The organism is Citrobacter sp. MNAZ 1397 (assembly GCF_023613995.1).
Classification (GTDB): Bacteria; Pseudomonadota; Gammaproteobacteria; order Enterobacterales; family Enterobacteriaceae; genus Phytobacter; species Phytobacter ursingii.
This window is the reverse complement of sequence record NZ_JAKIVH010000001.1, coordinates 527,443-552,333: the sequence shown is the minus strand read 5'-3', so window position 1 is coordinate 552,333 and position 24,891 is coordinate 527,443. Positions and strand designations below refer to the sequence as shown.

At 55.9% G+C, this 24,891-nt stretch carries 20 protein-coding genes and 1 riboswitch; of the genes, 14 read left to right on the top strand and 6 right to left on the bottom strand.

Going from position 1 to position 24,891, the window contains the following annotated elements:
• Position 1 precedes the first annotated feature (1 nt).
• The 9 genes from L2097_RS02345 to yegS all read left to right on the top strand — a co-directional run bounded on the left by L2097_RS02345 (position 2) and on the right by yegS (position 14,439).
• Entirely contained in the window at positions 2 to 1,243 is a 1,242-nt protein-coding gene (locus L2097_RS02345; protein ID WP_047373218.1) for an MdtA/MuxA family multidrug efflux RND transporter periplasmic adaptor subunit, read from the top strand.
• Positions 1,243 to 4,365: an MdtB/MuxB family multidrug efflux RND transporter permease subunit gene (locus L2097_RS02340; RefSeq protein ID WP_250352046.1), complete on the top strand. Its 3,123-nt coding sequence runs from the start codon at positions 1,243 to 1,245 to the stop codon at positions 4,363 to 4,365. The genes L2097_RS02345 and L2097_RS02340 overlap by 1 nt, the downstream gene beginning before the upstream one ends.
• Complete coding sequence (mdtC, locus tag L2097_RS02335; RefSeq protein WP_250352045.1) at positions 4,366 to 7,443, top strand: multidrug efflux RND transporter permease subunit MdtC; 3,078 nt, start codon at positions 4,366 to 4,368, stop codon at positions 7,441 to 7,443.
• Complete coding sequence (locus L2097_RS02330; RefSeq protein WP_047369590.1) at positions 7,440 to 8,855, top strand: MFS transporter; 1,416 nt, start codon at positions 7,440 to 7,442, stop codon at positions 8,853 to 8,855. Before mdtC ends, L2097_RS02330 begins: the two co-directional genes overlap by 4 nt.
• Entirely contained in the window at positions 8,852 to 10,339 is a 1,488-nt protein-coding gene (gene baeS / locus L2097_RS02325; protein WP_250352044.1) for an envelope stress sensor histidine kinase BaeS, read from the top strand. Before L2097_RS02330 ends, baeS begins: the two co-directional genes overlap by 4 nt.
• Positions 10,336 to 11,058, top strand: a complete 723-nt coding sequence (baeR, locus tag L2097_RS02320) for an envelope stress response regulator BaeR (RefSeq protein WP_085005295.1) — start codon at positions 10,336 to 10,338, stop codon at positions 11,056 to 11,058. Before baeS ends, baeR begins: the two co-directional genes overlap by 4 nt.
• Positions 11,059 to 11,094: 36 nt before the next feature.
• Positions 11,095 to 11,808 carry a tetratricopeptide repeat protein gene (locus tag L2097_RS02315; RefSeq protein ID WP_250352043.1) on the top strand — a complete coding sequence of 238 codons (714 nt, stop codon included), beginning with the start codon at positions 11,095 to 11,097 and terminating at the stop codon, positions 11,806 to 11,808.
• A gap of 114 nt (positions 11,809 to 11,922) precedes the next feature.
• A complete protein-coding gene (gene trhP / locus L2097_RS02310) occupies positions 11,923 to 13,284 on the top strand; it encodes a prephenate-dependent tRNA uridine(34) hydroxylase TrhP (protein ID WP_047369586.1) in 1,362 nt (453 codons plus the stop codon).
• 255 nt (positions 13,285 to 13,539) lie between these two features.
• A complete protein-coding gene (yegS, locus tag L2097_RS02305) occupies positions 13,540 to 14,439 on the top strand; it encodes a lipid kinase YegS (protein WP_047369585.1) in 900 nt (299 codons plus the stop codon).
• 124 nt (positions 14,440 to 14,563) lie between these two features.
• Here the strand turns inward: yegS and fbaB are convergent, their stop codons facing one another.
• From fbaB to L2097_RS02285, 4 genes are all read right to left on the bottom strand, one after another.
• The gene (fbaB, locus tag L2097_RS02300) at positions 14,564 to 15,616 is read right to left on the bottom strand and encodes a class I fructose-bisphosphate aldolase (protein WP_250352042.1); all 1,053 of its coding nucleotides are present in this window, start codon (positions 15,614 to 15,616) and stop codon (positions 14,564 to 14,566) included.
• A 261-nt stretch (positions 15,617 to 15,877) separates the two neighbouring features.
• Entirely contained in the window at positions 15,878 to 16,678 is an 801-nt protein-coding gene (thiD, locus tag L2097_RS02295) for a bifunctional hydroxymethylpyrimidine kinase/phosphomethylpyrimidine kinase (protein WP_047369583.1), read from the bottom strand.
• On the bottom strand, positions 16,675 to 17,463 hold the full coding sequence (gene thiM / locus L2097_RS02290; protein ID WP_250352041.1) for a hydroxyethylthiazole kinase: 789 nt from the start codon (positions 17,461 to 17,463) through the stop codon (positions 16,675 to 16,677). Before thiM ends, thiD begins: the two co-directional genes overlap by 4 nt.
• 34 nt (positions 17,464 to 17,497) lie before the next feature.
• Positions 17,498 to 17,595: riboswitch (TPP riboswitch) on the bottom strand.
• A 220-nt stretch (positions 17,596 to 17,815) separates the two neighbouring features.
• Positions 17,816 to 18,061, bottom strand: coding sequence for a hypothetical protein (locus L2097_RS02285; protein ID WP_047369581.1), 246 nt, complete (start codon positions 18,059 to 18,061; stop codon positions 17,816 to 17,818).
• A gap of 383 nt (positions 18,062 to 18,444) precedes the next feature.
• Between L2097_RS02285 and L2097_RS02280 the strand changes: the two genes are divergently transcribed.
• The 3 genes from L2097_RS02280 to L2097_RS02270 all read left to right on the top strand — a co-directional run bounded on the left by L2097_RS02280 (position 18,445) and on the right by L2097_RS02270 (position 20,447).
• On the top strand, positions 18,445 to 19,461 hold the full coding sequence (locus L2097_RS02280; RefSeq protein ID WP_250352040.1) for a zinc-binding alcohol dehydrogenase family protein: 1,017 nt from the start codon (positions 18,445 to 18,447) through the stop codon (positions 19,459 to 19,461).
• Positions 19,462 to 19,673: 212 nt separating this feature from the next.
• Complete coding sequence (locus tag L2097_RS02275) at positions 19,674 to 20,006, top strand: RcnB family protein (protein WP_047369579.1); 333 nt, start codon at positions 19,674 to 19,676, stop codon at positions 20,004 to 20,006.
• 15 nt (positions 20,007 to 20,021) lie between these two features.
• Positions 20,022 to 20,447 carry a GNAT family N-acetyltransferase gene (locus L2097_RS02270; RefSeq protein ID WP_085005300.1) on the top strand — a complete coding sequence of 142 codons (426 nt, stop codon included), beginning with the start codon at positions 20,022 to 20,024 and terminating at the stop codon, positions 20,445 to 20,447.
• A gap of 17 nt (positions 20,448 to 20,464) precedes the next feature.
• Here L2097_RS02270 and apbC read toward each other — a convergent pair whose 3' ends face one another.
• On the bottom strand, positions 20,465 to 21,574 hold the full coding sequence (gene apbC / locus L2097_RS02265) for an iron-sulfur cluster carrier protein ApbC (protein ID WP_085005301.1): 1,110 nt from the start codon (positions 21,572 to 21,574) through the stop codon (positions 20,465 to 20,467).
• Between the two features lie 177 nt (positions 21,575 to 21,751).
• Here apbC and metG point away from each other — a divergent pair, with 177 nt between their 5' ends.
• Both metG and L2097_RS02255 read left to right on the top strand, forming a co-directional pair.
• On the top strand, positions 21,752 to 23,782 hold the full coding sequence (metG, locus tag L2097_RS02260; protein ID WP_142517883.1) for a methionine--tRNA ligase: 2,031 nt from the start codon (positions 21,752 to 21,754) through the stop codon (positions 23,780 to 23,782).
• An 86-nt stretch (positions 23,783 to 23,868) separates the two neighbouring features.
• Positions 23,869 to 24,327 carry a YehR family lipoprotein gene (locus tag L2097_RS02255; protein ID WP_047369575.1) on the top strand — a complete coding sequence of 153 codons (459 nt, stop codon included), beginning with the start codon at positions 23,869 to 23,871 and terminating at the stop codon, positions 24,325 to 24,327.
• A 41-nt stretch (positions 24,328 to 24,368) separates the two neighbouring features.
• Here L2097_RS02255 and L2097_RS02250 read toward each other — a convergent pair whose 3' ends face one another.
• Positions 24,369 to 24,845: a YehS family protein gene (locus L2097_RS02250; protein ID WP_047369574.1), complete on the bottom strand. Its 477-nt coding sequence runs from the start codon at positions 24,843 to 24,845 to the stop codon at positions 24,369 to 24,371.
• Positions 24,846 to 24,891: the final 46 nt, after the last annotated feature.

Here is a 24,891-nt window from a genome sequence, read left to right as displayed (position 1 = left end):
GATGAAAGGCAGAAAGTCTTCCCGCCTGGTGATAGCAGCGGTGGTGGTCATTGCAGGTATTACCGCTATCTGGTACGGGTTCGGCCATAAGGAAACAACGCCTGCAGCCGGGGCAACAAATGGGCAAACGCAGCGTCCTGGCGCGGGCGGTGGCCGTCATGGCATGCGCGGTGGCGCGCTGCCGCCGGTACAGGCGGCAACGGCGACTCAACAAGCGGTTCCGCAATATCTTACTGGCCTGGGGACGGTCACGGCCGCCAATACGGTAACGGTACGTAGCCGTGTGTCAGGGCAGTTGCAGGCGATCCATTTTAAAGAAGGCCAGCAGGTTAAAGCCGGCGATCTCCTCGCAGAAATTGACCCCAGCGCATTCAACGTCGCACTGGCGCAGGCGCAGGGACAGCTGGCGAAAGATAAAGCCACCCTTGCTAACGCCCAGCGCGATCTCGCCCGCTATCAGCAACTGGTAAAAACCAATCTTGTCTCTCGTCAGGATCTGGATACGCAGCAGGCGTTAGTCAGTGAAACACAGGGCACCATCAAAGCCGATGAAGCGTCTGTCGCCAGCGCGCAACTCCAGGTCGACTGGAGCCGCATTGTCGCCCCTATCGACGGTCGTGTCGGCCTTAAGCTGGTGGATATCGGCAATCAGATCTCCAGCAGCGATACCACCGGTATTGTGGTATTGACCCAGACCCACCCCATTGATCTGGTATTCACCCTGCCGGAAAATGACATCGCCACCGTAATCAAGGCGCAAAAAGCCGGGCAAACATTAAGCGTTGAAGCCTGGGACCGTACGAACAAACAGAAGCTGACCACCGGTACGCTTCTGAGCCTCGATAACCAGATTGATGCCACCACAGGGACTATCAAGCTAAAAGCCCGTTTTGATAATCAGGATGACACCCTGTTCCCGAACCAGTTTGTGAATGCGCGTATGCTCGTCTCGACCCAACAGAATGCCGTCGTCATCCCGACTGCCGCCCTGCAGATGGGCAACGAAGGCAACTTCGTCTGGGTGCTCAACGATAAAAACCAGGTCAGCAAACATACGGTGACGCCGGGTATTCAGGACAGTCAAAAAGTGGTGATTGCCGCCGGGCTTTCCGCCGGTGACCGCGTGGTAACGGATGGGATTGATCGCCTGACCGAAGGGGCGACTGTGGAAGTGGTCGACGCCAAAAACGCAGACCAGATGCCCGCCAAACGTGAACGTCCGTCGAAAGGAGCGCAGTCCTGATGCAGTTGCTTCCGCCAGGCAGAACCGGCGGCCCTTCGCGCCTGTTCATTATGCGTCCTGTCGCCACCACCCTGTTGATGGTGGCGATTTTGCTCGCCGGGATCATCGGCTACCGCTTTCTGCCCGTCTCCGCGTTGCCGGAAGTGGACTACCCCACCATTCAGGTGGTGACGCTCTACCCCGGCGCCAGCCCGGACGTGGTGACGTCGGCGATTACCGCACCGCTGGAACGCCAGTTTGGTCAGATGTCGGGCCTCAAGCAGATGTCATCACAAAGCTCCGGCGGCGCCTCGGTGGTGACCTTGCAATTCCAGTTGACGCTGCCGCTTGATGTCGCCGAGCAGGAAGTGCAGGCGGCCATGAACGCCGCCAATAGTCTGCTGCCCTCCGACTTGCCCAACCCGCCGGTATACAGCAAAGTTAATCCGGCAGATCCACCGATCATGACGCTGGCCGTCACCTCTTCCGCCATGCCAATGACGCAGGTAGAAGACATGGTGGAAACCCGCGTGGCGCAGAAAATCTCCCAGGTATCGGGGGTCGGCCTGGTCACGCTTGCCGGAGGCCAGCGCCCTGCTGTGCGCGTCAAACTCAATGCGCAGGCGGTAGCGGCGCTGGGGTTGACCAGCGAAACGATCCGCACCGCTATCAGCAACGCGAACGTTAACTCCGCCAAAGGGAGCCTCGACGGCCCGGCCCGCGCGGTCACCCTGTCCGCAAATGACCAAATGCAATCCGCCGAGGAGTACCGGCGTCTGATTGTGGCCTATCAGAATGGCGCCCCCATCCGCTTAGGCGATATCGCAACGGTTGAACAAGGGGCGGAAAACAGCTGGCTGGGGGCGTGGGCCAACAAACAGCAGGCCATTGTCATGAACGTTCAGCGCCAGCCGGGCGCGAACATCATCAACACCGCCGACAGTATCCGCGCCATGTTGCCGCAACTGACCAGCAGCCTGCCGAAATCGGTTGAAGTGAAAGTGTTGTCGGACCGCACCACCAATATCCGCGCGTCTGTCTCCGATACCCAGTACGAATTAATGCTGGCTATCGCGCTGGTGGTGATGATCATCTATCTGTTCCTGCGCAATGTCCCGGCCACCATTATTCCGGGCGTCGCTGTACCGCTCTCGCTGGTGGGAACCTTCGCAGTCATGGTGTTCCTGGGTTTTTCCATCAATAACCTGACGCTGATGGCGCTCACCATCGCCACCGGTTTCGTGGTCGATGACGCCATTGTGGTCATTGAGAACATCTCGCGCTACATCGAGAAAGGCGAGAAGCCGCTGGCCGCCGCGCTTAAAGGGGCTGGCGAGATAGGCTTTACTATTATCTCGCTGACCTTCTCGCTGATTGCGGTGCTGATCCCGCTGCTGTTTATGGGCGATATCGTCGGGCGACTGTTCCGCGAGTTTGCCGTCACCCTGGCGGTGGCGATTTTAATCTCGGCGATTGTGTCGCTTACCCTGACGCCGATGATGTGCGCCCGCATGTTAAGCGCGGAGTCGCTGCGTAAGCAGAACCGTTTTTCCCGCGCCTCGGAGCGGTTTTTCGAGCGCGTGATCGCCGCGTATGGTCGACTGCTCGCCAAAGTGCTTAACCATCCATGGCTGACCCTGGGCGTCGCCATCACGACCCTGCTGCTGTCGATATTACTGTGGATTGTGATCCCGAAAGGCTTCTTCCCGGTGCAGGATAACGGCATCATCCAGGGCACCTTGCAAGCACCGCAGTCGTCGTCATTTGCCAGCATGGCCGAGCGCCAGCGCCAGGTCGCGGATATCGTGCTCAAAGACCCGGCGGTACAAAGCTTGACCACCTTTGTCGGCGTCGATGGTACTAACCCGGCGCTCAACAGCGCGCGGCTACAGATAAACCTTAAACCGCTCAGCGAACGTGACGATCGGGTGCCGACGGTCATCGAGCGCCTGCAACAGTCGGTGGCGAACATTCCGGGCGCAGCGCTCTATCTGCAACCGACGCAGGATTTGACCATCGATACCACGGTCAGCCGCACGCAGTATCAGTTTACCTTACAGGCCAATTCGCTGACGGCCCTGAGCGAATGGGTGCCGCAGTTGATGGGCACATTGCAGGCCTTGCCGCAACTCGCTGATGTCAGCAGCGACTGGCAGGATCAGGGGCTGGTGGCCTATGTCAATGTGGATCGCGACAGCGCCAGCCGCCTTGGGATTAGCATGTCCGATGTGGACAACGCCCTGTATAACGCCTTTGGTCAGCGCCTGATTTCTACGATCTATACCCAGGCGAATCAGTATCGCGTGGTGCTGGAACACAACACCGCACAGACGCCGGGGCTGGCAGCGCTGGATAATATTCGCCTTGCCAGCAGCGGCGGGGGTACCGTGCCGCTGAGTTCGATAGCCAAAGTTGAGCAGCGTTTCGCGCCGCTGTCGATTAACCATCTGGACCAGTTTCCGTCTACTACCATCTCCTTTAATGTGGCGGAGGGGCACTCACTGGGCGACGCCGTTCAGGCGATTATCGACAGCGAGAAGACGCTGAACCTGCCGACCGATATTACTACGCAGTTCCAGGGCAGCACTCTGGCGTTTCAGGCCGCGCTCGGCAGTACTGTCTGGCTGGTCGTTGCCGCCGTGGTGGCGATGTATATCGTGCTGGGCGTGCTGTATGAAAGCTTTATTCACCCGGTCACCATTTTGTCTACGCTGCCAACAGCGGGGGTCGGCGCGCTGCTGGCGCTGCTTATCTCCGGGAGCGAACTGGACGTTATCGCCATTATCGGCATTATTTTGCTGATTGGCATCGTCAAGAAAAACGCCATCATGATGATCGACTTCGCCCTCGCCGCCGAACGTGAAGAGGGCATGTCGCCACGCGATGCCATTTTCCAGGCCTGTCTGTTGCGTTTTCGTCCTATCCTGATGACCACGCTGGCAGCACTGCTGGGCGCGTTGCCGCTGATGCTCAGTACCGGCGTCGGGGCGGAATTGCGTCGCCCACTGGGGATTGGCATGGTGGGCGGTTTGATGGTGAGCCAGGTACTGACGCTGTTTACTACCCCGGTTATCTATCTGCTCTTCGACCGACTCGCGCTCTCTCTGCGTCGCCGCTTCCCGCGCCGTGAAGAGGAGGCGTAAATGAAGTTTTTTGCCCTCTTCATTTACCGCCCGGTGGCGACAATACTGCTCTCCATAGCCATCACGCTCTGCGGCATCCTGGGTTTCCGGCTGTTGCCGGTAGCCCCGCTGCCGCAGGTGGACTTCCCGGTCATCATGGTCAGCGCCTCGCTGCCAGGCGCCTCGCCGGAAACCATGGCCTCGTCGGTGGCGACGCCGCTGGAGCGCTCGCTCGGGCGAATCGCCGGGATTAACGAAATGACCTCCTCCAGTTCGCTTGGCAGCACACGCATCATTCTGGAGTTTAACTTTAACCGCGATATCAACGGCGCGGCGCGTGATGTCCAGGCAGCGCTGAACGCGGCGCAAAACCTTTTGCCGAGCGGCATGCCAAGCCGTCCGACCTATCGCAAAGCCAACCCGTCTGCCGCACCGATTATGATCCTGACGCTCACCTCTGATACCTATTCGCAGGGTGAGCTGTACGATTTCGCCTCTACGCAACTGGCGCAAACCATCTCGCAGATCGACGGCGTTGGCGATGTGGATATCGGCGGTAGTTCGCTACCCGCCGTGCGTGTTGGGTTAAACCCGCAGGCCTTGTTTAATCAGGGCGTCTCGCTGGATGCGGTGCGCACCGCTATCAACCAGGCTAACGTTCGCCGTCCACAAGGGGCGATTGAAGACGCGACCCACCGCTGGCAGGTACAGACCAATGACGCGCTGAAAACTGCCGCCGCTTATCAGCCGTTGATCATTCATTACAATAATGGCGCCGCCGTACGTCTGAGTGATGTCGCGTCGGTGACCGACTCCGTTCAGGATATCCGTAACGCCGGGATGACCAACGCTAAACCGGCTATTTTGCTGATGATCCGCAAACTGCCGGAAGCCAATATCATTCAGACCGTCGACAGCATCCGCGCTCGGCTGCCCGAGTTGCAAAAGACCATTCCGGCGGCCATTGACCTGCAAATCGCCCAGGATCGCTCACCCACCATCCGTGCCTCCCTCGCCGAAGTGGAGCAGTCGCTGGTGATCTCTGTCGCGCTGGTTATCCTGGTTGTCTTCCTTTTCCTGCGTTCCGGACGGGCGACGCTTATTCCCGCGGTGGCGGTCCCGGTGTCGCTGATTGGGACTTTCGCCGCTATGTACCTGTGCGGCTTTAGCCTCAATAACCTCTCGCTGATGGCGCTGACCATCGCCACCGGTTTCGTCGTCGATGATGCCATCGTGGTGCTGGAGAATATCTCCCGTCACCTGGAAGCCGGAATGAAACCGCTGCAGGCGGCGCTACAGGGAACGCGCGAAGTTGGCTTTACGGTGCTCTCCATGAGTATCTCGCTGGTGGCGGTTTTCTTGCCGTTATTGCTGATGGAAGGGCTGCCAGGGCGCCTGCTACGGGAGTTTGCCGTCACGCTTTCGGTGGCCATCGGCATTTCGCTGGCTATCTCGCTTACCCTGACGCCAATGATGTGCGGTTGGTTGCTGCGTAGCCGCAAAGCCCCGACCACCACGCGTAACCGGGGCATTGGCCGTTTGCTTCTCAGCCTGCAGCGTGCCTATGCAAAATCGCTTAAATGGGTGTTAAACCACGCGCGGCTGGTAGGGGTGGTACTGATTGCCACCATCGCGCTGAATATCTGGATGTATATCACCATTCCGAAAACCTTCTTTCCGGAGCAGGATACAGGCATCCTGATGGGCGGTATTCAGGCGGACCAGAGTATTTCGTTCCAGGCGATGCGCATTAAGTTACAGGACTTTATGAAGATCATCCGCGACGATCCCGCCGTGGATAACGTGACCGGCTTTACCGGTGGGTCGCGGGTCAACAGCGGCATGATGTTTATCACCCTTAAAGCGCGCAATGTTCGCAATGAAACCGCCCAGCAAGTGATTGACCGGCTGCGCGGGAAGCTGGCAAAAGAGCCGGGGGCCAGTCTTTTTCTGGTGGCCGTCCAGGATATCCGCGTCGGTGGACGACAGTCCAATGCCAGTTACCAGTACACGCTACTCTCCGACGATCTGAGCGCCCTGCGCGAGTGGGAGCCGAAAATCCGTAAAGCGCTCGCCTCTTTGCCGGAGCTGGCGGACGTTAACTCCGACCAGCAGGACAACGGCGCGGAGATGAACCTGACTTACGATCGCGAAAGTATGTCGCGCCTGGGGATCAACGTGCAGGAGGCCAACAGCCTGCTCAATAACGCCTTCGGTCAGCGGCAGATTTCCACCATCTACCAGCCGCTCAACCAGTACAAAGTAGTGATGGAAGTCGATCGACGCTATACCCAGGACATTAGCGCGCTGGATAAGATGTTTGTCATTAATAACGAGGGTAAACCGATTCCGCTGTCCTATTTTGCCCGCTGGCAACCGGCGAACGCGCCGCTGGCGGTCAACCATCAGGGACTGTCGGCGGCGTCCACGATTTCCTTCAACCTGCCAACAGGGATGTCGCTATCCGAAGCGAGTGATGCGATTGACCGCGCCATGACCCAATTGGGCGTGCCCTCGACCGTACGCGGCAGTTTCGCCGGGACCGCACAGGTCTTTCAACAAACTATGAACTCGCAGGTGATCCTGATCATCGCCGCCATCGCGACGGTCTATATCGTGCTGGGCATTCTTTATGAGAGCTACGTGCATCCGCTGACGATCCTCTCGACGCTGCCCTCCGCGGGCGTCGGGGCGCTACTGGCGCTGGAGCTGTTTGGCGCGCCATTCAGTCTGATTGCATTAATTGGCATTATGCTCTTGATTGGTATCGTGAAAAAGAATGCCATCATGATGGTGGATTTTGCGCTTGAAGCCCAACGGAAGGGAAATCTGAACGCGGAAGAGGCGATTTTCCAGGCCTGTCTGCTGCGTTTCAGACCCATTATGATGACCACGCTGGCGGCGCTGTTTGGCGCGCTTCCGCTGGTGATTTCGGGTGGCGACGGTTCCGAGCTGCGCCAGCCGCTGGGGATAACCATTGTTGGCGGTCTGGTCATGAGTCAATTGCTGACACTGTATACCACGCCGGTGGTCTATCTGTTCTTTGACCGCCTGCAACGCCGGGTTGCCCGTAAACGCAGAGAGCCTGTAACAGAGTGACAGAACTACCGAAAAATGTGCGTTGGCAATTGTGGATTGTGGCATTTGGCTTCTTTATGCAGTCGCTGGACACCACGATTGTCAACACCGCACTGCCCTCCATGGCGCGAAGTCTGGGAGAAAGCCCGCTACATATGCATATGGTGGTGGTCTCCTACGTACTGACGGTTGCCATCATGCTGCCTGCCAGTGGCTGGCTGGCGGATCGCGTCGGGGTACGTAATATCTTTTTTACCGCCATCATTCTTTTTACTCTGGGCTCACTGTTTTGCGCCCAGGCCAACACGCTTAATGAACTGGTGATGGCCCGCGTATTACAGGGCGTTGGCGGCGCGATGATGGTGCCTGTCGGCAGGCTGACGGTGATGAAAATTGTCCCGCGCGATCAATACATGGCGGCTATGACCTTTGTCACCCTGCCCGGCCAGGTGGGCCCACTGCTCGGTCCGGCGTTAGGCGGTATACTGGTGGAGTATGCCTCCTGGCACTGGATCTTCCTCATTAACCTGCCCGTTGGCGTGGTGGGGGCGATAGCCACCCTGTGGTTAATGCCGAACTACACCTTACAAACTCGTCGTTTTGATATCTTTGGCTTTTTGCTACTGGCATCGGGAATGGCAACGCTGACGCTGGCGCTTGACGGGCAAAAAGGGCTGGGGATTTCACCGCTGCTACTCGGCCTTCTGGTGGCGGGCGGCGTGCTGGCGATTGTTATCTATCTGCTGCATGCCAAAGGGAATGCGGGAGCGCTGTTTAATCTGCGTCTGTTTCGTACACCGTCATTCTCCCTTGGCCTGCTCGGCAGTTTTGCCGGGCGCATTGGCAGCGGCATGCTGCCCTTTATGACGCCGGTCTTTTTGCAGATTGGTCTGGGGTTTTCGCCGTTTCATGCCGGGTTAATGATGATTCCGATGGTCATTGGCAGTATGGGCATGAAACGCATTGTGGTTCAGTTAGTCAACCGCTTCGGCTACCGTCGTGCGTTGGTCTGTTCAACGCTGGGCCTTGCCGCCGTCAGCCTGCTGTTTATGGGGACCGCGCTGATGGGTTGGTACGCCCTGTTGCCCTTTGTGCTGTTCGCGCAGGGCATGATCAACTCCATGCGCTTTTCCTCCATGAATACCCTGACGTTGAAAGACCTGCCCGATGAACTGGCCAGTGGCGGCAACAGCCTGTTATCGATGATTATGCAGCTTTCGATGAGTATTGGCGTCACCGTCGCAGGACTGTTACTCGGGCTGTTCGGCCAGCACAATTTGTCCGTCGACAGCGGCGTGGCTCATCACGTCTTTCTCTATACCTACCTGTGCATGGCTTTCATCATCGCCCTGCCTGCCTTTATCTTTGCCCGAGTCCCGAATGATGTCAGTCAGAACGTGGTCATTTCCCGGCGCAACAGGAGTCAATCATGAAAATCTGGCGACCCGGTATTACCGCGAAGCTCTTTCTGGCTATTTTCGCCACCTGTATCGTGCTGCTTATCAGTATGCACTGGGCGGTGCGCGTCAGTTTCGAACGGGGTTTTATCGACTACATTAAACGCGGCAACGAACAGCGTCTGCAATTGCTCAGCGATGCCCTCAGTGAACAATATGCACAGCATGGCGACTGGGTTTTTTTACGCAATAACGACCGCTTTATCTTCCAGATCCTGCGGTCATTCGAGCGTGACAATGAGCGTGAAGGCGGACCTGGTGGTCCGGGGCAGGAGCGTGGTGATAACCACGAACATGAGCCGCCGCCAGGCCCGCCACCTGGCCCACCGCCTGAACCGGGCAACGGCATGCCGCCCCACGGCTGGCGGACACAATTTTGGGTGACTGATGCCTCGGGGGACGTGCTTGTTGGGCCGCGTAGCCCGCTACCGACCGACGGTACACGGCGGGCCATTACCGTTAATGGCCAGGCTGTTGGCTGGGTCATCGCCTCGCCGGTGGAGCGCCTTACGCGTAATACCGATATTAACTTTGACCGTCAGCAGCGACGCACAAGCTGGCTGATTGTCGCGCTCTCTACCCTGCTGGCCGCGCTGGCAACCTTCCCGCTGGCTCGCGGCCTGCTCGCGCCGGTAAAACGGTTAGTCGATGGTACCCACAAGCTGGCGGCCGGGGATTTCTCCACCCGCGTTAACCCTGGCAGTCAGGATGAACTGGGCAAGCTGGCGCAGGACTTTAATCAGCTTGCCAGTACGCTTGAGAAGAATCAGCAGATGCGCCGTGATTTTATGGCGGATATCTCCCATGAGTTGCGTACCCCCCTGGCGGTGCTGCGCGGCGAGCTGGAAGCCATTCAGGATGGGGTACGACAATTTACGCCGGAGTCGGTGGCGTCGTTGCAGGCGGAAGTGGCCACCTTAACCAAACTGGTTGATGATTTGCACCAGTTGTCCATGTCGGATGAAGGCGCGCTGGCGTACCAGAAAAGGCCCGTGGATGTGGTTTCATTACTGGAAGTGGCCGCCGGGGCATTTCGCGAGCGTTTTGCCAGCCGTAACCTGACTATCACGATGACGTTACCGGACAGCGCGGTGGTCTTCGGCGACCCGGACCGGCTGATGCAACTCTTCAACAATTTACTGGAAAACAGCCTGCGTTATACCGACAGTGGCGGCGGTATGCACCTCTCCGCCACACCGGAGGGCAATACGCTGGTCATTGATTTTGCCGATAGCGCCCCAGGCGTGAGCGATCTGCAGTTAGGCAGATTATTTGAACGCTTTTATCGCACCGAAGGTTCGCGCAACCGCGCCAGCGGTGGCTCTGGCTTAGGTCTGGCCATCTGCCTGAATATTGTCGAAGCCCACGGCGGCAAGGTCCGCGCCGCGCATTCGCCTTTTGGCGGGGTTAGCATTAAAGTTGAATTACCCCTGGAACGGGACATAGCGAGAAACGTATGACTGAGTTACCTATTGATGAAAATACCCCACGCATTTTGATCGTGGAAGACGAGCCAAAGCTGGGTCAGTTGCTGATTGATTATCTGCGTGCGGCCAGTTACGCGCCGTCGCTGATTAACCATGGCGATCAGGTACTGTCGTATGTGCGCCAGACGCCGCCGGACCTGATCCTGCTGGATCTGATGCTCCCCGGCACCGACGGACTGACACTGTGCCGTGAAATTCGTCGTTTTTCCAATATTCCCATCATTATGGTGACGGCAAAAATTGAAGAGATCGACCGCCTGCTGGGGCTGGAAATTGGTGCCGATGACTACATCTGCAAACCCTATAGCCCGCGCGAAGTGGTGGCGAGGGTGAAAACAATCCTGCGCCGCTGTAAGCCACAGCGTGAAATACAGGCGCTGGATGCAGAAAGCCCACTTATCGTCGATGAGGGTCGTTTCCAGGCAAGCTGGCGCAACAAACCGCTGGATTTAACGCCTGCGGAATTTCGTCTGCTGAAAACCCTCTCCAGCGAACCGGGGAAGGTCTTTTCGCGCGAACAGTTGCTCAATAACCTGTATGACGATTACCGCGTGGTGACGGATCGCACTATCGACAGCCATATCAAAAACCTGCGCCGTAAGCTGGAATCGCTGGATGAAGAACAGTCGTTCATCCGCGCTGTCTATGGGGTGGGTTATCGTTGGGAAGCGGATGCCTGCCGTCTGGCATAATGTTCTTTCGTGCAAAAACTTCATAAGGAATGTGTTATGTCTTTTATACGTCCGGCACTATGCGCGCTCGTGCTTCTGCCCTGTCTTGCCCACGCAGATGATAGCGATAAGGCACTCGCCGCCGAATGCGCAAAAGTTCCTGGCTACGTTCAACAGGGCGAAGCGGCTTATAAAGCCCGCCAGTATGCGAAAGCACAGGATGCCTTTGTACTGCAGGTCGCCTGGGGCGAAACCTGCCGCCTTGACGATAAGTTTCTCGCCACCGCTTACAACAATGTCGCCCTGGCCCTGATTCGCCTGGGCGACTATCGCAAAGCCAGCGCCTGGTTGAGCATCGCCCCGGATGATCCCAAATCGATTTACAACCTTGGACTGATAAAAGACAAGCTGGCGGCGCTGCCTGTTCCTGCCTCACCTGCCGGGGTTTACTGGCAGTATGCAGGCATGGGCGCATGGAATACCCTGACCCTGAAAGCAGAAAAAACCGCGAATTTCTACAAAGCGGATTTTGAGGGCTACTACTTCGGCATGATGGGGCTATGGAGTGGGCCGAACATGGGCGAATTCAGCGAGCCGGTACAGCTTAAAGAGAACAAAGGCGTCATCGCGCTGCGTGAGGAGGATTATATCCACTGTGATATCAGCCTTACCGTGGTCCCCAACGGGCTGGATCTGCAGACCGACCAGCCTGAACAGTGCGGGTTCGGGCATAATGTCAGCGCCAGCGGGCACTATATGCGAGTGGAATAACACGATTTACTCTCCCCTTCGCAGAGGCTACAATTCCCGCCCTAAATTTATGGGATCTCCCCAGCCGCCTCACCAGGTGAGGCGAATCTGACCTGTCATCAGAACGAGAACATCATGTTTAAACCGGAACTCCTCTCCCCGGCGGGAACGCTGAAAAATATGCGTTACGCTTTCGCTTATGGCGCCGATGCCGTTTATGCGGGCCAGCCGCGTTACTCGCTGCGTGTACGTAATAACGAATTCAACCACGAGAATTTGCAAAAAGGCATTAACGAGGCCCATGACCTCGGTAAAAAATTCTACGTCGTGGTGAATATCGCGCCGCACAACGCCAAGCTGAAAACGTTCATTCGCGATTTGCAACCCGTGGTGGATATGGGGCCGGATGCGCTGATTATGTCGGACCCAGGCCTGATAATGCTGGTGCGCGAGCACTTCCCGGAGATGGATATTCACCTGTCCGTGCAGGCGAACGCCGTAAACTGGGCGACGGTGAAATTCTGGAAACAGATGGGGCTGACCCGCGTGATCCTCTCTCGCGAACTGTCGCTTGATGAAATCGCCGAAATACGCGCCCAGGTGCCGGACATGGAAATCGAAATTTTCGTCCACGGCGCGCTGTGCATGGCCTATTCCGGCCGCTGCCTGCTCTCCGGCTATATCAACAAACGCGACCCGAACCAGGGGACCTGCACCAACGCCTGCCGCTGGGAATATAACGTTCAGGAAGGCAAAGAAGATGACGTCGGCAATATCGTGCACAAATACGAGCCGATTGCGGTGCAAAACGTTGAGCCGACGTTGGGTATCGGCGCGCCAACGGACAAAGTGTTTATGATTGAAGAGGCCCAGCGTCCGGGCGAGTACATGACTGCGTTCGAAGATGAGCACGGCACCTACATCATGAACTCCAAAGACCTGCGCGCTATCGCCCACGTTGAGCGCCTGACACAAATGGGCGTCCACTCGCTGAAAATCGAAGGCCGCACCAAATCCTTTTACTACTGTGCCCGCACTGCACAGGTCTATCGCAAGGCCATCGATGATGCAGCCGCAGGCAAACCGTTTGACACCAGCCTGTTAGAAACCCTTGAAGGGCTGGCGCACCGTGGCTATACCGAAGGCTTTCTGCGTCGCCACACTCACGACGATTACCAGAACTACGAGTATGGTTACTCCGTTTCTGAGCGGCAGCAGTTTGTCGGCGAGTTTACCGGCGAGCGTAACGGCGAGCTGGCGGCCGTAGCGGTGAAAAACAAGTTTCTCGTCGGCGACAGCCTTGAGCTGATGACGCCGCAGGGCAACGTTAACTTCACCCTGGAACATATGGAGAATGCCAAAGGCGAAGCCATGGAGGTTGCGCCAGGAGACGGTTATACCATCTGGATGCCGGTTCCCCAGGATGTGATGCTGGAGTATGCACTGCTGATGCGCAATTTCACTGGACAGACCACGCGAAATCCGCACGCTAAGTAATTAACCTGGGTTATTTTTTCACTCGACAAGAATCTTAGAATCGGATCACATACCGTTGCGGTTATTATGGGTATTATCCTCATCGCTGAAAAACATAACCCATAAATGCTAGCTGTACCAGGAACCACCTCCTTAGCCTGCGTAATCTCCCTTACGCAGGCTGATTTTTTTATCTCCCCTTTTTCCCAACCTTCCAGGCGCGCTTTCCGGTCGTGAGATACACTTTGCTCATGGTATTTTCGAAGAGCGAAAAGGATGAGCAATTTTCCAGGCAGTTTATTGATCCTCAACGGTAAAAGTGCGGGTGACGACATGTTGCGCGAGGCCATTCATCTCCTGCGCAGCGAAGGGATGGACATTCAGGTACGCGTCACCTGGGAAAAAGGCGATGCCGAACGTTATGTGGCAGAAGCCATTGCGCTTGGCGTCGAAACCGTGATTGCAGGCGGTGGCGATGGCACCATCAATGAGGTCGCCAGCGCGCTGGTACACAGTGAGAGCGACCACACACCCGTACTGGGGATTCTGCCTTTAGGCACCGCGAACGACTTTGCCACCAGCGCGGGCATCCCGGAGACTCTGGATAAAGCGCTGCAACTCGCTATCGTGGGCAAAGCGGTGCCCATCGATATCGCCGAAGTGAATGACAAAACCTGTTTTATCAATATGGCTACCGGCGGATTCGGCACACGCATTACCACCGAAACGCCAGAGAAACTGAAAGCCGCGCTGGGTGGCGTCTCTTACATCATTCACGGCCTGATGCGCATGGACACGCTTAAACCGGACCGCTGTGAAATCAAGGGCGAGGATTTCCACTGGCAGGGCGACGCGCTGGTGATTGGCATGGGTAACGGACGCCAGGCAGGCGGCGGACAGCAGCTATGCCCGGACGCCCTCATTAATGACGGCCTGCTGCAACTGCGCATTTTCACGGGCGATGAGATCCTGCCCGCGCTGTTCACTACTCTCACCCAGCCGGAAGACAATCCGCATATCATTGACGGTAAATCTGCCTGGTTTGAGGTAAGTGCGCCGCACGATATCACCTTCAATCTGGACGGCGAGCCACTCACCGGGCAGCATTTCAGTATTAACATTTTGCCTGGCGCGTTGAAATGCCGTCTTCCGCCTGACTGCCCGCTGCTGCGTTAAGCCTTACAGTAGATTGACGGCGATCGGCTGGTAAAAAAGAGCCAGTGATTGCCGCAAGAAGATATTTGCACGAAGAGAAGTGAAAAGCGCATCCCTCCCCGCCTTGCGCAGAGGGATGCGTGTTTTATGCGATAGTGACTTTCTTATCGAGATAAACGTCCTGAACGGCATTGATTAATTTCACACCGTCAGCCATCGATTTTTTAAACGCCTTACGGCCAAGAATCAGGCCCATGCCGCCCGCACGCTTGTTAATAACTGCCGTACGCACCGCATCGCTTAAATCAGTATCGCCGCCCGCTGCACCGCCAGAGTTAATTAATCCGGCACGTCCCATGTAGCAGTTCGCCAGTTGGTAGCGTACCAGATCGATAGGGTTATCACTGGTCAGCTTGCTGTAGACACGTTCATCGGTATAACCGAAATTTACCGCTTTGTAGCCGCCATTGTTTTCCGCCATTTTTTGTTTGACGATGTCCGCACCGATGGTTGCCGCAATATGGTTTGCCTGGCCGGTCAGGTCGGCGGAAACATGGTAATCCACGCCATCTTTTTTGAATGCCGGATTGCGCAGGTAAGCCCACAGCACCGTCACCATCCCCAGCTCATGGGCACGCTCAAAGGCGGCAGAAATTTCTTCAATCTGGCGGCGAGACTCCTCAGAGCCAAAATAGATGGTTGCACCAACGGCAACGGCCCCCATGTTAAACGCCTGATCGACGCTGGCGTAGAGCGTCTGGTCATATTCTGTGGGGTAGCTCAGGGTTTCGTTGTGGTTAAGCTTAACCAGGAACGGAATACGGTGCGCGTAACGGCGCGACACGGAGGCCAGCACGCCATAGGTGGAAGCCACACAGTTACACCCGGCTTCAATGGCCAGTTCAACGATGTTTTTGGGATCGAAATAGAGCGGGTTGGCAGCAAACGATGCCCCGGCTGAGTGCTCGATACCCTGGTCAACGGGCAAAATCGACAGATAACCGGTTTTGGCGAGTCGCCCGGTGTTATACAACGTCTGCATGTTACGCAGCACCGCTGGCGGACGGTTGTTATCCATCATTACACGGGTGACGTAATCCTCTCCCGGCAGGTAGAGTTGGTCGGCCGCAATGGTCGTGCAACGGTGTTGTAAAAGGGTGTCGGCATCGTTGCCTAGTAACTGCACAATATCAGTCATCGCTATACTCCCGTAAGCTCCGCACGAAGGCGGATATGGTTTGTCCTGACCCGATGAATGGGCAAAATAAGCCTGGTACCGATTGTCGAGGCTTGCCACCATAACGCCATTTTTCAGCATTTTCTGCTGGCACGTTTCGGGTTGTGGTTTACCGCTGTGCGGCGCTCAATATTTTTCCCCCGGTCCCCCTACCCGGCTGGCGCTGCGCTGAGCCGGGTGAAGTATTACGCGTAGCCTGATCGCCATCCGGGAACCGCTCCCTCACCACCACTGATGAAAATGGTGTACCGGGCCGATGCCCTGCCCCACTTCCAGCGTGTCTGCCTGGGCCAGTGCCGCCGACAGCCAGCGCTTGGCTTCATTGACCGTTGAAGCCCAGTCCGCATGACGTGGACGCAATGCCGCCAGGGCGGCCGACAGCGTACAGCCCGTGCCGTGGGTATTTTTGGTTTTTATACGGGGTGCGGTGAAACGCTCGGTGCCATTACGGGTAAACAGCCAGTCCGGACTTTCATCATTATCCAGATGCCCGCCTTTTATAAGCACCGCTTCGCATCCCAGTGCCAGCAGCGCTTGACCCTGTTCATGCATCTCGCGTTCGTTGCGGGCGTGAGGGGCATCCAGCAGCGCGGCGGCCTCGGGCAGATTGGGGGTAATCAACGACACCTGCGGCAACAGATGTTGTCGCAGCGCCGTTACCGCCGAAGGGGAAAGCAGCGGGTCGCCGCTTTTTGCCAGCATGACGGTATCGAGTACCACATTTTGCACCTGGTAGCGGCGCAAGCGCTCCGCCACCGCTTCCACGATATCTGTTTCCGCCAGCATGCCGATTTTAGTCGTATCAATGCGTACATCGCTGAACACCGAATCCAGCTGTGCGGCGACAAAATCGGGCTCAATACGATAGACCGACTGTACGCCGCGAGTATTTTGCGCCACCAGCGCGGTAATGACCGAGCAGCCATAGGCGCCCAGCGCAGAAAAGGTTTTCAGATCCGCCTGAATACCCGCCCCACCACTGGGGTCCGTTCCGGCAATAGTCAATGCGTTGATCCGCTTCATGCCAGTACCTCCCCATGAAGCGCATAGAGGGCGTCGAGAAACGCAGGAATAAAACTGCCAGGTCCGCGTGTGGTCGCCACTGCCAGACTGCCCGCCTGAGCCATAAACGCGCACGCCGCCGCCACGTTATACAGGCGATCGCCCGGCAAGGCGCAACAGGCGGCTACCACTGCCGACAATGCACAGCCTGCCCCCACCACGCGGGTCATCAGCAGATCGCCGCCCGTCACGCGCAGGGTACGAAGACCATCGGTGATGTAATCCACCTCGCCGGTCACCGCAACAATGGCCCCCGTCTGGCGGGCCAGCGCCTGGGCCGCAGGCAGCGCGGCAATCGCGGTATCGGTGGTGTCCACACCACGTCCTCCGGCACTCATCCCGGCGAGCGCCATAATTTCCGAAGCATTACCGCGCACGGCAGCAGGCTGCAAAGCCAGAAGCTCGCGACAAAAATCGCTGCGAAAAGTTAATGCTCCGACGGCAACCGGATCCAGCGTCCAGGGCTTACGCGCGGCGGTGGCGCTTAAAATGGCCGTCTGCATCGCATCGGCGCGTTCGCGGGTCAGCGTGCCGACATTAATCAGCAGCGCGTCCGCAATGGCGGCAAATTGCTGTGCTTCGTCGCGGTCAATCACCATCGCCGGGGACGCCCCCAGCGCCAGCAGGACATTGGCCGTAAAGGTCTGCACCACGTCGTTAGTCATGCAGTGAACGAGCGGCGTATGTTTACGAAATTGCTGAAGAATTTGCGCGATTTGCGCACGGTGAAGCAGGTCAGGTTGCATCGATTCGCTCCTGCCCGGCGTGAAGAAGGGATGCCGGGCAGGCATCTGACTTCCCTACGCTGGCATTATCCAGATCAGGTAATACGGGTATTTCTCAGCCCTTCGTGAAAAGGGGCACCCCGAGTCAAATAAAATCAATAAGTTGTGATTAACGTTTGTTAATCCCGGATCAGGATAAAGCCACGGAGAAGTCTTGTAAACGATAAACCCGTTTTCCTTACCATGGTATCAGTAAGTCGGCGCAGAAAACGGTGTGAGGAAACTTGATATGTCTGCTTATTCTGCACCCAGGACGAGCATTCTTTTTGAGAGTACACACATAGCATACTCCCGTTTGCCCTGCCCGGATGAGTTACTCCGCCACACCCACGACATAGTGGCCATCCTTGCTCTTGATCGTGTATCTGCGTGTATCATCACAAATCACAATCAGAGAACCACCGAACGCGGCGGGATAGACGCCCTCAACCTTGTTGCACTCATGTCCAGACTCGCGAATCAGCCTCTGGCTTTCCACTTTCAGTTGCGGTGATCCAGAATCAGCAAGAGCGCCAGCGCACATGCCCACGCCCAACATTACAGTTAGAATCCGTTTCAAAGCAGCCTCCTTCGCCGGGTAAGTAAACGTATCATCGGCAAAAAGTTAAAAGAAATTAATCAATTCAGTCGATAGAAAAGACAATTTTGAGCTTAAAAATAAATAGTAACCGGGTGCACAGATTTCAACGCAAGGAGGCGATGATTAAAACCACGGCCCCTGCTGTGCTCTGCTGCACACCGCAAAATGCCGCGCAAAGCACTCTGCCATAAGGAGTAGCGCCCTGTCACTGCCCCGCGTCAGAAATTTTCCGCACCGGGGTATTCCACGCTATTTTCACTCCTGCAGGATAAGTGCTCACCTCCCGCCCGGGTTTTTCACTTACCACCTGGCGAACTAGCATAAACACATCCCCTGACGAATAACGACATTACGGAGTATTTATGAAAGCAATCGCCATTACACAGGCCGCACAGAACGGCAGCAACCTTGATTTTTTAACCGACATTGAGTTACCGACGCCGAAAGCCGAAGGGCATGATGTGCTGGTCGAGGTGAAAGCCGTCTCCGTTAACCCGGTGGACACCAAAGTGCGTGCCGGGTTTAACGCCGATAAACCTCGTGTGCTGGGCTGGGACGCGACCGGTGTGGTTACCGCCATTGGCGATAAGGTCACGTTATTTAAGCCCGGTGATGAAGTCTGGTATGCCGGGGCATTGACCCGTCCTGGCAGCAACAGCGAATTTCAACTGGTGGATGAGCGCATTGCCGCCCGTAAGCCAGCCTCACTGGATTTCGCCTCTGCCGCGGCCCTGCCGCTGACCGCCATTACTGCCTGGGAAATGTTGTTTGACCGTTTAGGCGTGCGTGAAAATGGCAATGAAGGCGACGTGCTGCTGATTGTCGGCGCCGCCGGCGGCGTAGGCTCGATTCTGACGCAACTGGCGCGTAAGCTGACCCGCCTGACCGTGATTGGCACGGCATCCCGCCCGCAAAGCCAGCAGTGGGTCAGTGAGCTGGGCGCGCATCATGTTATCGATCACAGCAAACCATTAACCGAGGAGCTGGCGCGTATTGGCATTAAGCAGGTCAGCCACGTTGCCAGCCTCAACAACACGGAGCAGCACTATCAGCAGTTGATTAACGCCCTGCAACCGCAAGGTAAACTGGCACTCATTGACGATCCGCAATCCCTGGACGTTGTGCCTTTAAAAGTGAAAAGCCTCTCTTTGCACTGGGAATTTATGTTTACTCGCTCGATGTTCGAAACGGCCGATGTCGCGGAGCAACACCGTTTGCTGACGCGTGTTGCCGCGCTTATCGACGATGGGATTATCAAAACGACACTGGGAGAACACTTCGGCGCCATCAACGCGCAAAATTTGCGTAAAGCACACCAGTTGATCGAGACGCAACGCGCGGTAGGCAAAATCGTGCTGGAAGGATTTTCTGCGCACTAACGTGTTGCAATTCAGCCAGGATTTCTCTTAAAAACACCTTCATGTTCAGGCGGATAGCGAAAAAAGCGTTCCGCCTCGCCTGCTGTTCTCTTCTTTTGCTTACACTTTTTACCAAAGCCTTATTTTCATAACATTTTCGCGGTTGCGGCGTCGCCAGACAGTAGTTGATGATAAGTCCCGCGAAATGAGAACCCACGACACCTGGAGAGATTATGGGTAAAACAAAAATGTTACTTCTGGGAACATTGCTGGCAACAGCCAGTACCACTTTTGCTGCACCGCAAACCCCTGCCACGACAGGCGGAACCCAGTCTTATGAAGTGAAGGATTTTGTTGCTGATTTCACTAAATTCACCATCGGCGATACGGTACCCGAAATGTACCGTAGCGAAGAATACAACATTAAGCAGTGGAATCTGCGCAATTTACCCGCGCCCGATCCGGGCAGCCACTGGACCTACATGGGTGGAAACTATGTGCTTATTACGGACGCCGACGGTAAAATATTGAAGGCCTATAATGGCGATATCTTTTACCACCGTTAATTTCAGGAAATCCTATTGATTATTCGTCCCTGGCAAGAGAGCGACCGCCCTTTTCTGCGTACACTGTTCCTGCATTCCCGCAGAGCAAACTGGACATGGCTGGACGGTAGCGACTGGCAACTGGAAGACTTTGATGCCGTCACCCTTGATGAAACCATCTGGGTGGCGGAAGAAGATGGACACCGGCTGGGCTTTGCCGCCGTTTACGTGAACGACAATTTTCTGCATAGCCTGTTTGTTGACCCGGATGCGCAAGGCAAAGGGGTGGGCAGCGCGTTGCTGAAAAAAGTGCAGGCTGAATTTACCAGTACAGGTTCACTGAAATGTCTGACGCAAAACCGCCACGCGCTGGCATTTTATCAGCACCATGGCTGGCACGTTGAAGCGGAAGGCACATCGCCTGACGGGGACTATCTGCTCCTGCATTATCGGCTGCCCTGACGGGCAGCCTTATCAACTCATACCGCGCGAAATGCAATATCACCGGGAATGACTTCACCCTGCCAGTAAAGCTGCGCCGCAACGCGCCCTGCCAGCTTGCGATACAAACCGGTAAACTCACTGTCCGGACGACTTACGACCGTCGGTTGCCCCCGGTCGAGATCTTCACGCAGGCTAATATGCAGTGGCAGTTGCCCCAGCAGTTGCGTGTGGTACTGTTCGGCCAGCTTCTCTGCCCCGCCGGTACCGAAAATCGGCTCGTGATGGCCACAGTTGCTGCAAATGTGCATGCTCATGTTTTCTACGATACCGAGCACAGGTACTTCCACTTTCTCGAACATCACAATGCCTTTTTTGGCATCAATCAGGGCGATATCCTGCGGCGTGGTCACCACCACCGCCCCGGTAACGGGAATATTCTGCGCGAGCGTAAGCTGAATGTCGCCCGTACCCGGCGGCATGTCGAGGACCAGATAGTCCAGATCCGGCCACAGGGACTCTTGCAACAGTTGCAACAGCGCCTTGCTGGCCATCGGGCCGCGCCACACCATGGCATTATCGTCGGTAACCAGGTAGCCGATCGAGTTGGTCGCCAGTCCGTGTGCCATAATCGGCGCCATATGGGTGCCATCCGGCGAGGTCGGGCGTTCGCCTTCCGCACCCAGCATCATCGGGATTGAGGGACCGTAAATATCCGCATCAAGAATACCGACCTTTGCCCCTTCCGCTGCCAGCGCCAGCGCCAGATTGACCGCCGTGGAGGATTTCCCTACCCCACCTTTACCCGAGCTGACGGCAATGATGTTCTTCACCCCATTGACGCCAGGCTGATTTTTCACCCGTTTTAAGGTGGCAACATTGTGGGAGAGCTTCCAGTCAATCGCCCGGGCCCCCGTCAGTCGCAGTAACTCGGCACTGCATTGCTCTTTCAACTCTTCAAACGCGCTCCGCCAGACAAAAGGCATCACCAGTTCGATATGCACGGTGTCATCCAGCCAGGCAACATGATGAACCGCCTTAAGCGCGGTAAGATTATGCTTGAGGGTTGGGTGCTGAAAATTGGCCAGCGTTCCGGCGACGAGCGCACGCAAGGCTTCCGGGGATTTGGCCTGGGATTGAGAGTTCATCCCGACTCCTTGTTATGTTGTACTGAAAAGACATTGTTAAGGTTCAAGTTTACTCCACTGTCACCCATTTTTCATTTCTCAATAGTGCCCAATCGAGGTCGCGCTTTTATGGCACAACTTTTCCCTTTCAGGTAACATCAAGACCCCCTTTTTACTAAAGAAGAAGTAATACCCACTATGACTCAAGTCGCGAAGAAAATTCTGGTAACGTGCGCATTGCCGTACGCCAACGGCTCAATCCACCTCGGCCATATGCTGGAGCACATCCAGGCTGATGTCTGGGTCCGTTACCAGCGAATGCGCGGCCACAATGTCAACTTCATCTGCGCGGACGATGCCCACGGCACGCCGATAATGCTCAAAGCGCAACAGCTGGGCATCACCCCGGAGCAGATGATTGGCGACATGAGTCAGGAACACCAGACGGATTTCGCTGGCTTTAATATTAGCTATGACAACTACCACTCTACGCACAGCGAAGAGAACCGCGAGCTGTCGGAGCTGATCTACACTCGCCTGAAAGAGAACGGTTTTATCAAAAACCGCACTATTTCTCAGCTTTACGATCCGGAAAAAGGCATGTTCCTGCCGGACCGTTTTGTCAAAGGCACCTGCCCGAAATGTAAGTCTCCGGATCAGTATGGCGATAACTGCGAAGTGTGCGGCGCGACCTACAGCCCGACCGAACTTATTGACCCGAAATCCGTGGTGTCCGGTGCAACGCCTGAAATGCGTGATTCCGAACACTTCTTCTTCGACCTGCCTTCTTTCAGCGAAATGTTGCAGGCGTGGACCCGCAGCGGCGCGCTGCAGGAGCAGGTGGCCAACAAAATGCAGGAATGGTTCGATGCCGGCCTGCAACAGTGGGATATCTCCCGCGATGCGCCCTATTTCGGTTTCGAAATCCCTGGCGCGCCGGGCAAATATTTCTACGTCTGGCTGGATGCGCCTATCGGCTACATGGGTTCCTTCAAGAACCTGTGCGATAAACGCAGCGACCTGAACTTTGACGACTGGTGGAAAAAAGAGTCTGATGCCGAGCTGTATCACTTTATCGGTAAAGACATCGTCTATTTCCACAGCCTGTTCTGGCCCGCCATGCTGGAAGGCAGCAATTTCCGCAAGCCGACCAATCTGTTTGTGCACGGTTATGTGACGGTGAACGGTGCGAAGATGTCCAAATCTCGCGGCACCTTTATTAAGGCCAGCACCTGGTTGAATCACTTTGATGCGGACAGCCTGCGTTACTACTACGCGGCGAAACTTTCTTCCCGTATCGATGACATCGACCTGAATCTGGAAGATTTCGTTCAGCGCGTTAACGCCGATATCGTCAACAAGGTGGTGAATCTGGCATCCCGTTGCGCCGGTTTTATCGCCAAACGTTTCGATGGCGTACTGGCCGCTGAGCTGGCGGATCCGGCACTCTATAAAACCTTTACCGATGCGTCGTCCACCATTGCAGATGCGTGGGAAAGCCGTGAATTCGGCAAAGCGATTCGTGAAATCATGGCGTTAGCCGACGTTGCCAACCGTTATGTTGACGAGCAGGCACCGTGGGTAGTCGCGAAGCAGGAAGGTCGCGATGCCGATCTGCAGGCGATTTGCTCCATGGGTATCAATCTGTTCCGCGTACTGATGACCTGGCTGAAACCGGTTCTGCCGACCCTGAGCGAACGCGTCGAAGCATTCCTGAATACCACGCTGGTATGGGATGCCATTGAACAGCCGCTGCTCGGCCATAAAGTGAACACTTTCAAGGCATTGTATAACCGCATTGAGATGAAACAGGTCGAAGCGCTGGTTGAGGCGTCAAAAGAAGAAGTGAAAGCCGCTTCCGCGCCGGTCACCGGCCCGCTGGCAGATGACCCGATTGCCGAAACCATCAGTTTTGACGATTTCGCGAAAGTCGACCTGCGCGTGGCGCTGATTGAAAACGCCGAATTTGTCGATGGCTCTGACAAACTGCTGCGTCTGACGCTGGATTTGGGTGGTCAGAAGCGTAATGTCTTCTCCGGCATTCGTTCCGCCTACCCGGATCCACAGGTGTTGATCGGTCGCCTGACGGTGATGGTCGCTAACCTGGCGCCGCGCAAAATGCGCTTCGGTATCTCCGAAGGAATGGTAATGGCCGCAGGCCCCGGCGGGAAAGATATCTTCCTGCTAAGCCCTGATGAGGGTGCCAAACCTGGTCAACAGGTAAAATAAATCGCTGAAAGGCGCTGTGAAAACAGCGCCTTTTTTTTATTGCACTATTCTTCAATGGACAGGATTTTTCTAACAAAAGGGGCTGTATGAATATGTTTAAAAAAATGATCGCCATCGCACTGACTACTCTGGTTTTATTTGTCGTTAGCGGCTGTGGTGACAAAGAACAGAGTAAGACATTTAACTGGACGGATGGCAAAACCGAGATATCGCTGACGTATTACTATAAAGACGACGTGGTCTTACGTCAGACGGCAAAGAATAAGATTCAGTACGCCAGCCTGGGTGCGGCCAATAAAGAGGCTGCCATGCAGCGCCTGGGGCCAATCAGCGAAAAATACAAATCGATTCAGGGCGTGACGGAAAGCATCGATTATCAGGATACTTACGCGACAGAAACCCTGACCGTCGATTATACCAAAGTCGATCGTAACGCATTGCAACAGGTGCAGGGTGCGGCGTTCACCGGCGATGTGAAAGATGGCGTCAGTATGACGAAATCACAGCAGCTTCTGGAATCTCATGGTTTTAAAGAAGTGAAATGATGAACGTGCCAGCGCGTGATTCTCGCGCGCTGGCATCGCCTTTACTTAGCCGCCGCCTTCGCGTGTTCACGCACTGCCAGTCCCCGCAGGAAATAACGTAAGAACTGATCGCCGCATTCACGGAAATTTTTATGCTCGGTCGCCCGCATCATGGCGGTAATCTCCGGCATGGAGACGCGAAATTTCTGCTCGGTGAGGATCGCCAGAATATCGTCTGTTTTCAGCGAAAACGCGATGCGCAATTTTTTAAGGATGATGTTGTTGGTCATCTTACGCTCGGTCACCAGCGCAGGCTGAGACTCGTCTTTACCGCGGCGCTCATAAATCAGGCCATTGAGGAAGACAGACATCATAATGTCAGGACAGCGCTGAAAGCCCTCCTCATCTTCTTTGTGCAACCAGCCGACAAGCTGCTCGTCGCTCACCGGGGCGTCCGCCAGCGCAAACACGCGCTTGAGGTCGCCGTTATTCATTTTCAGTGCGTAGCGTAAGCTACGTAAGATATCGTTATTGAGCATAAAGCCTTCGAAAAAATCATCGTAAGCGCGCAGTCTACCATCAAAA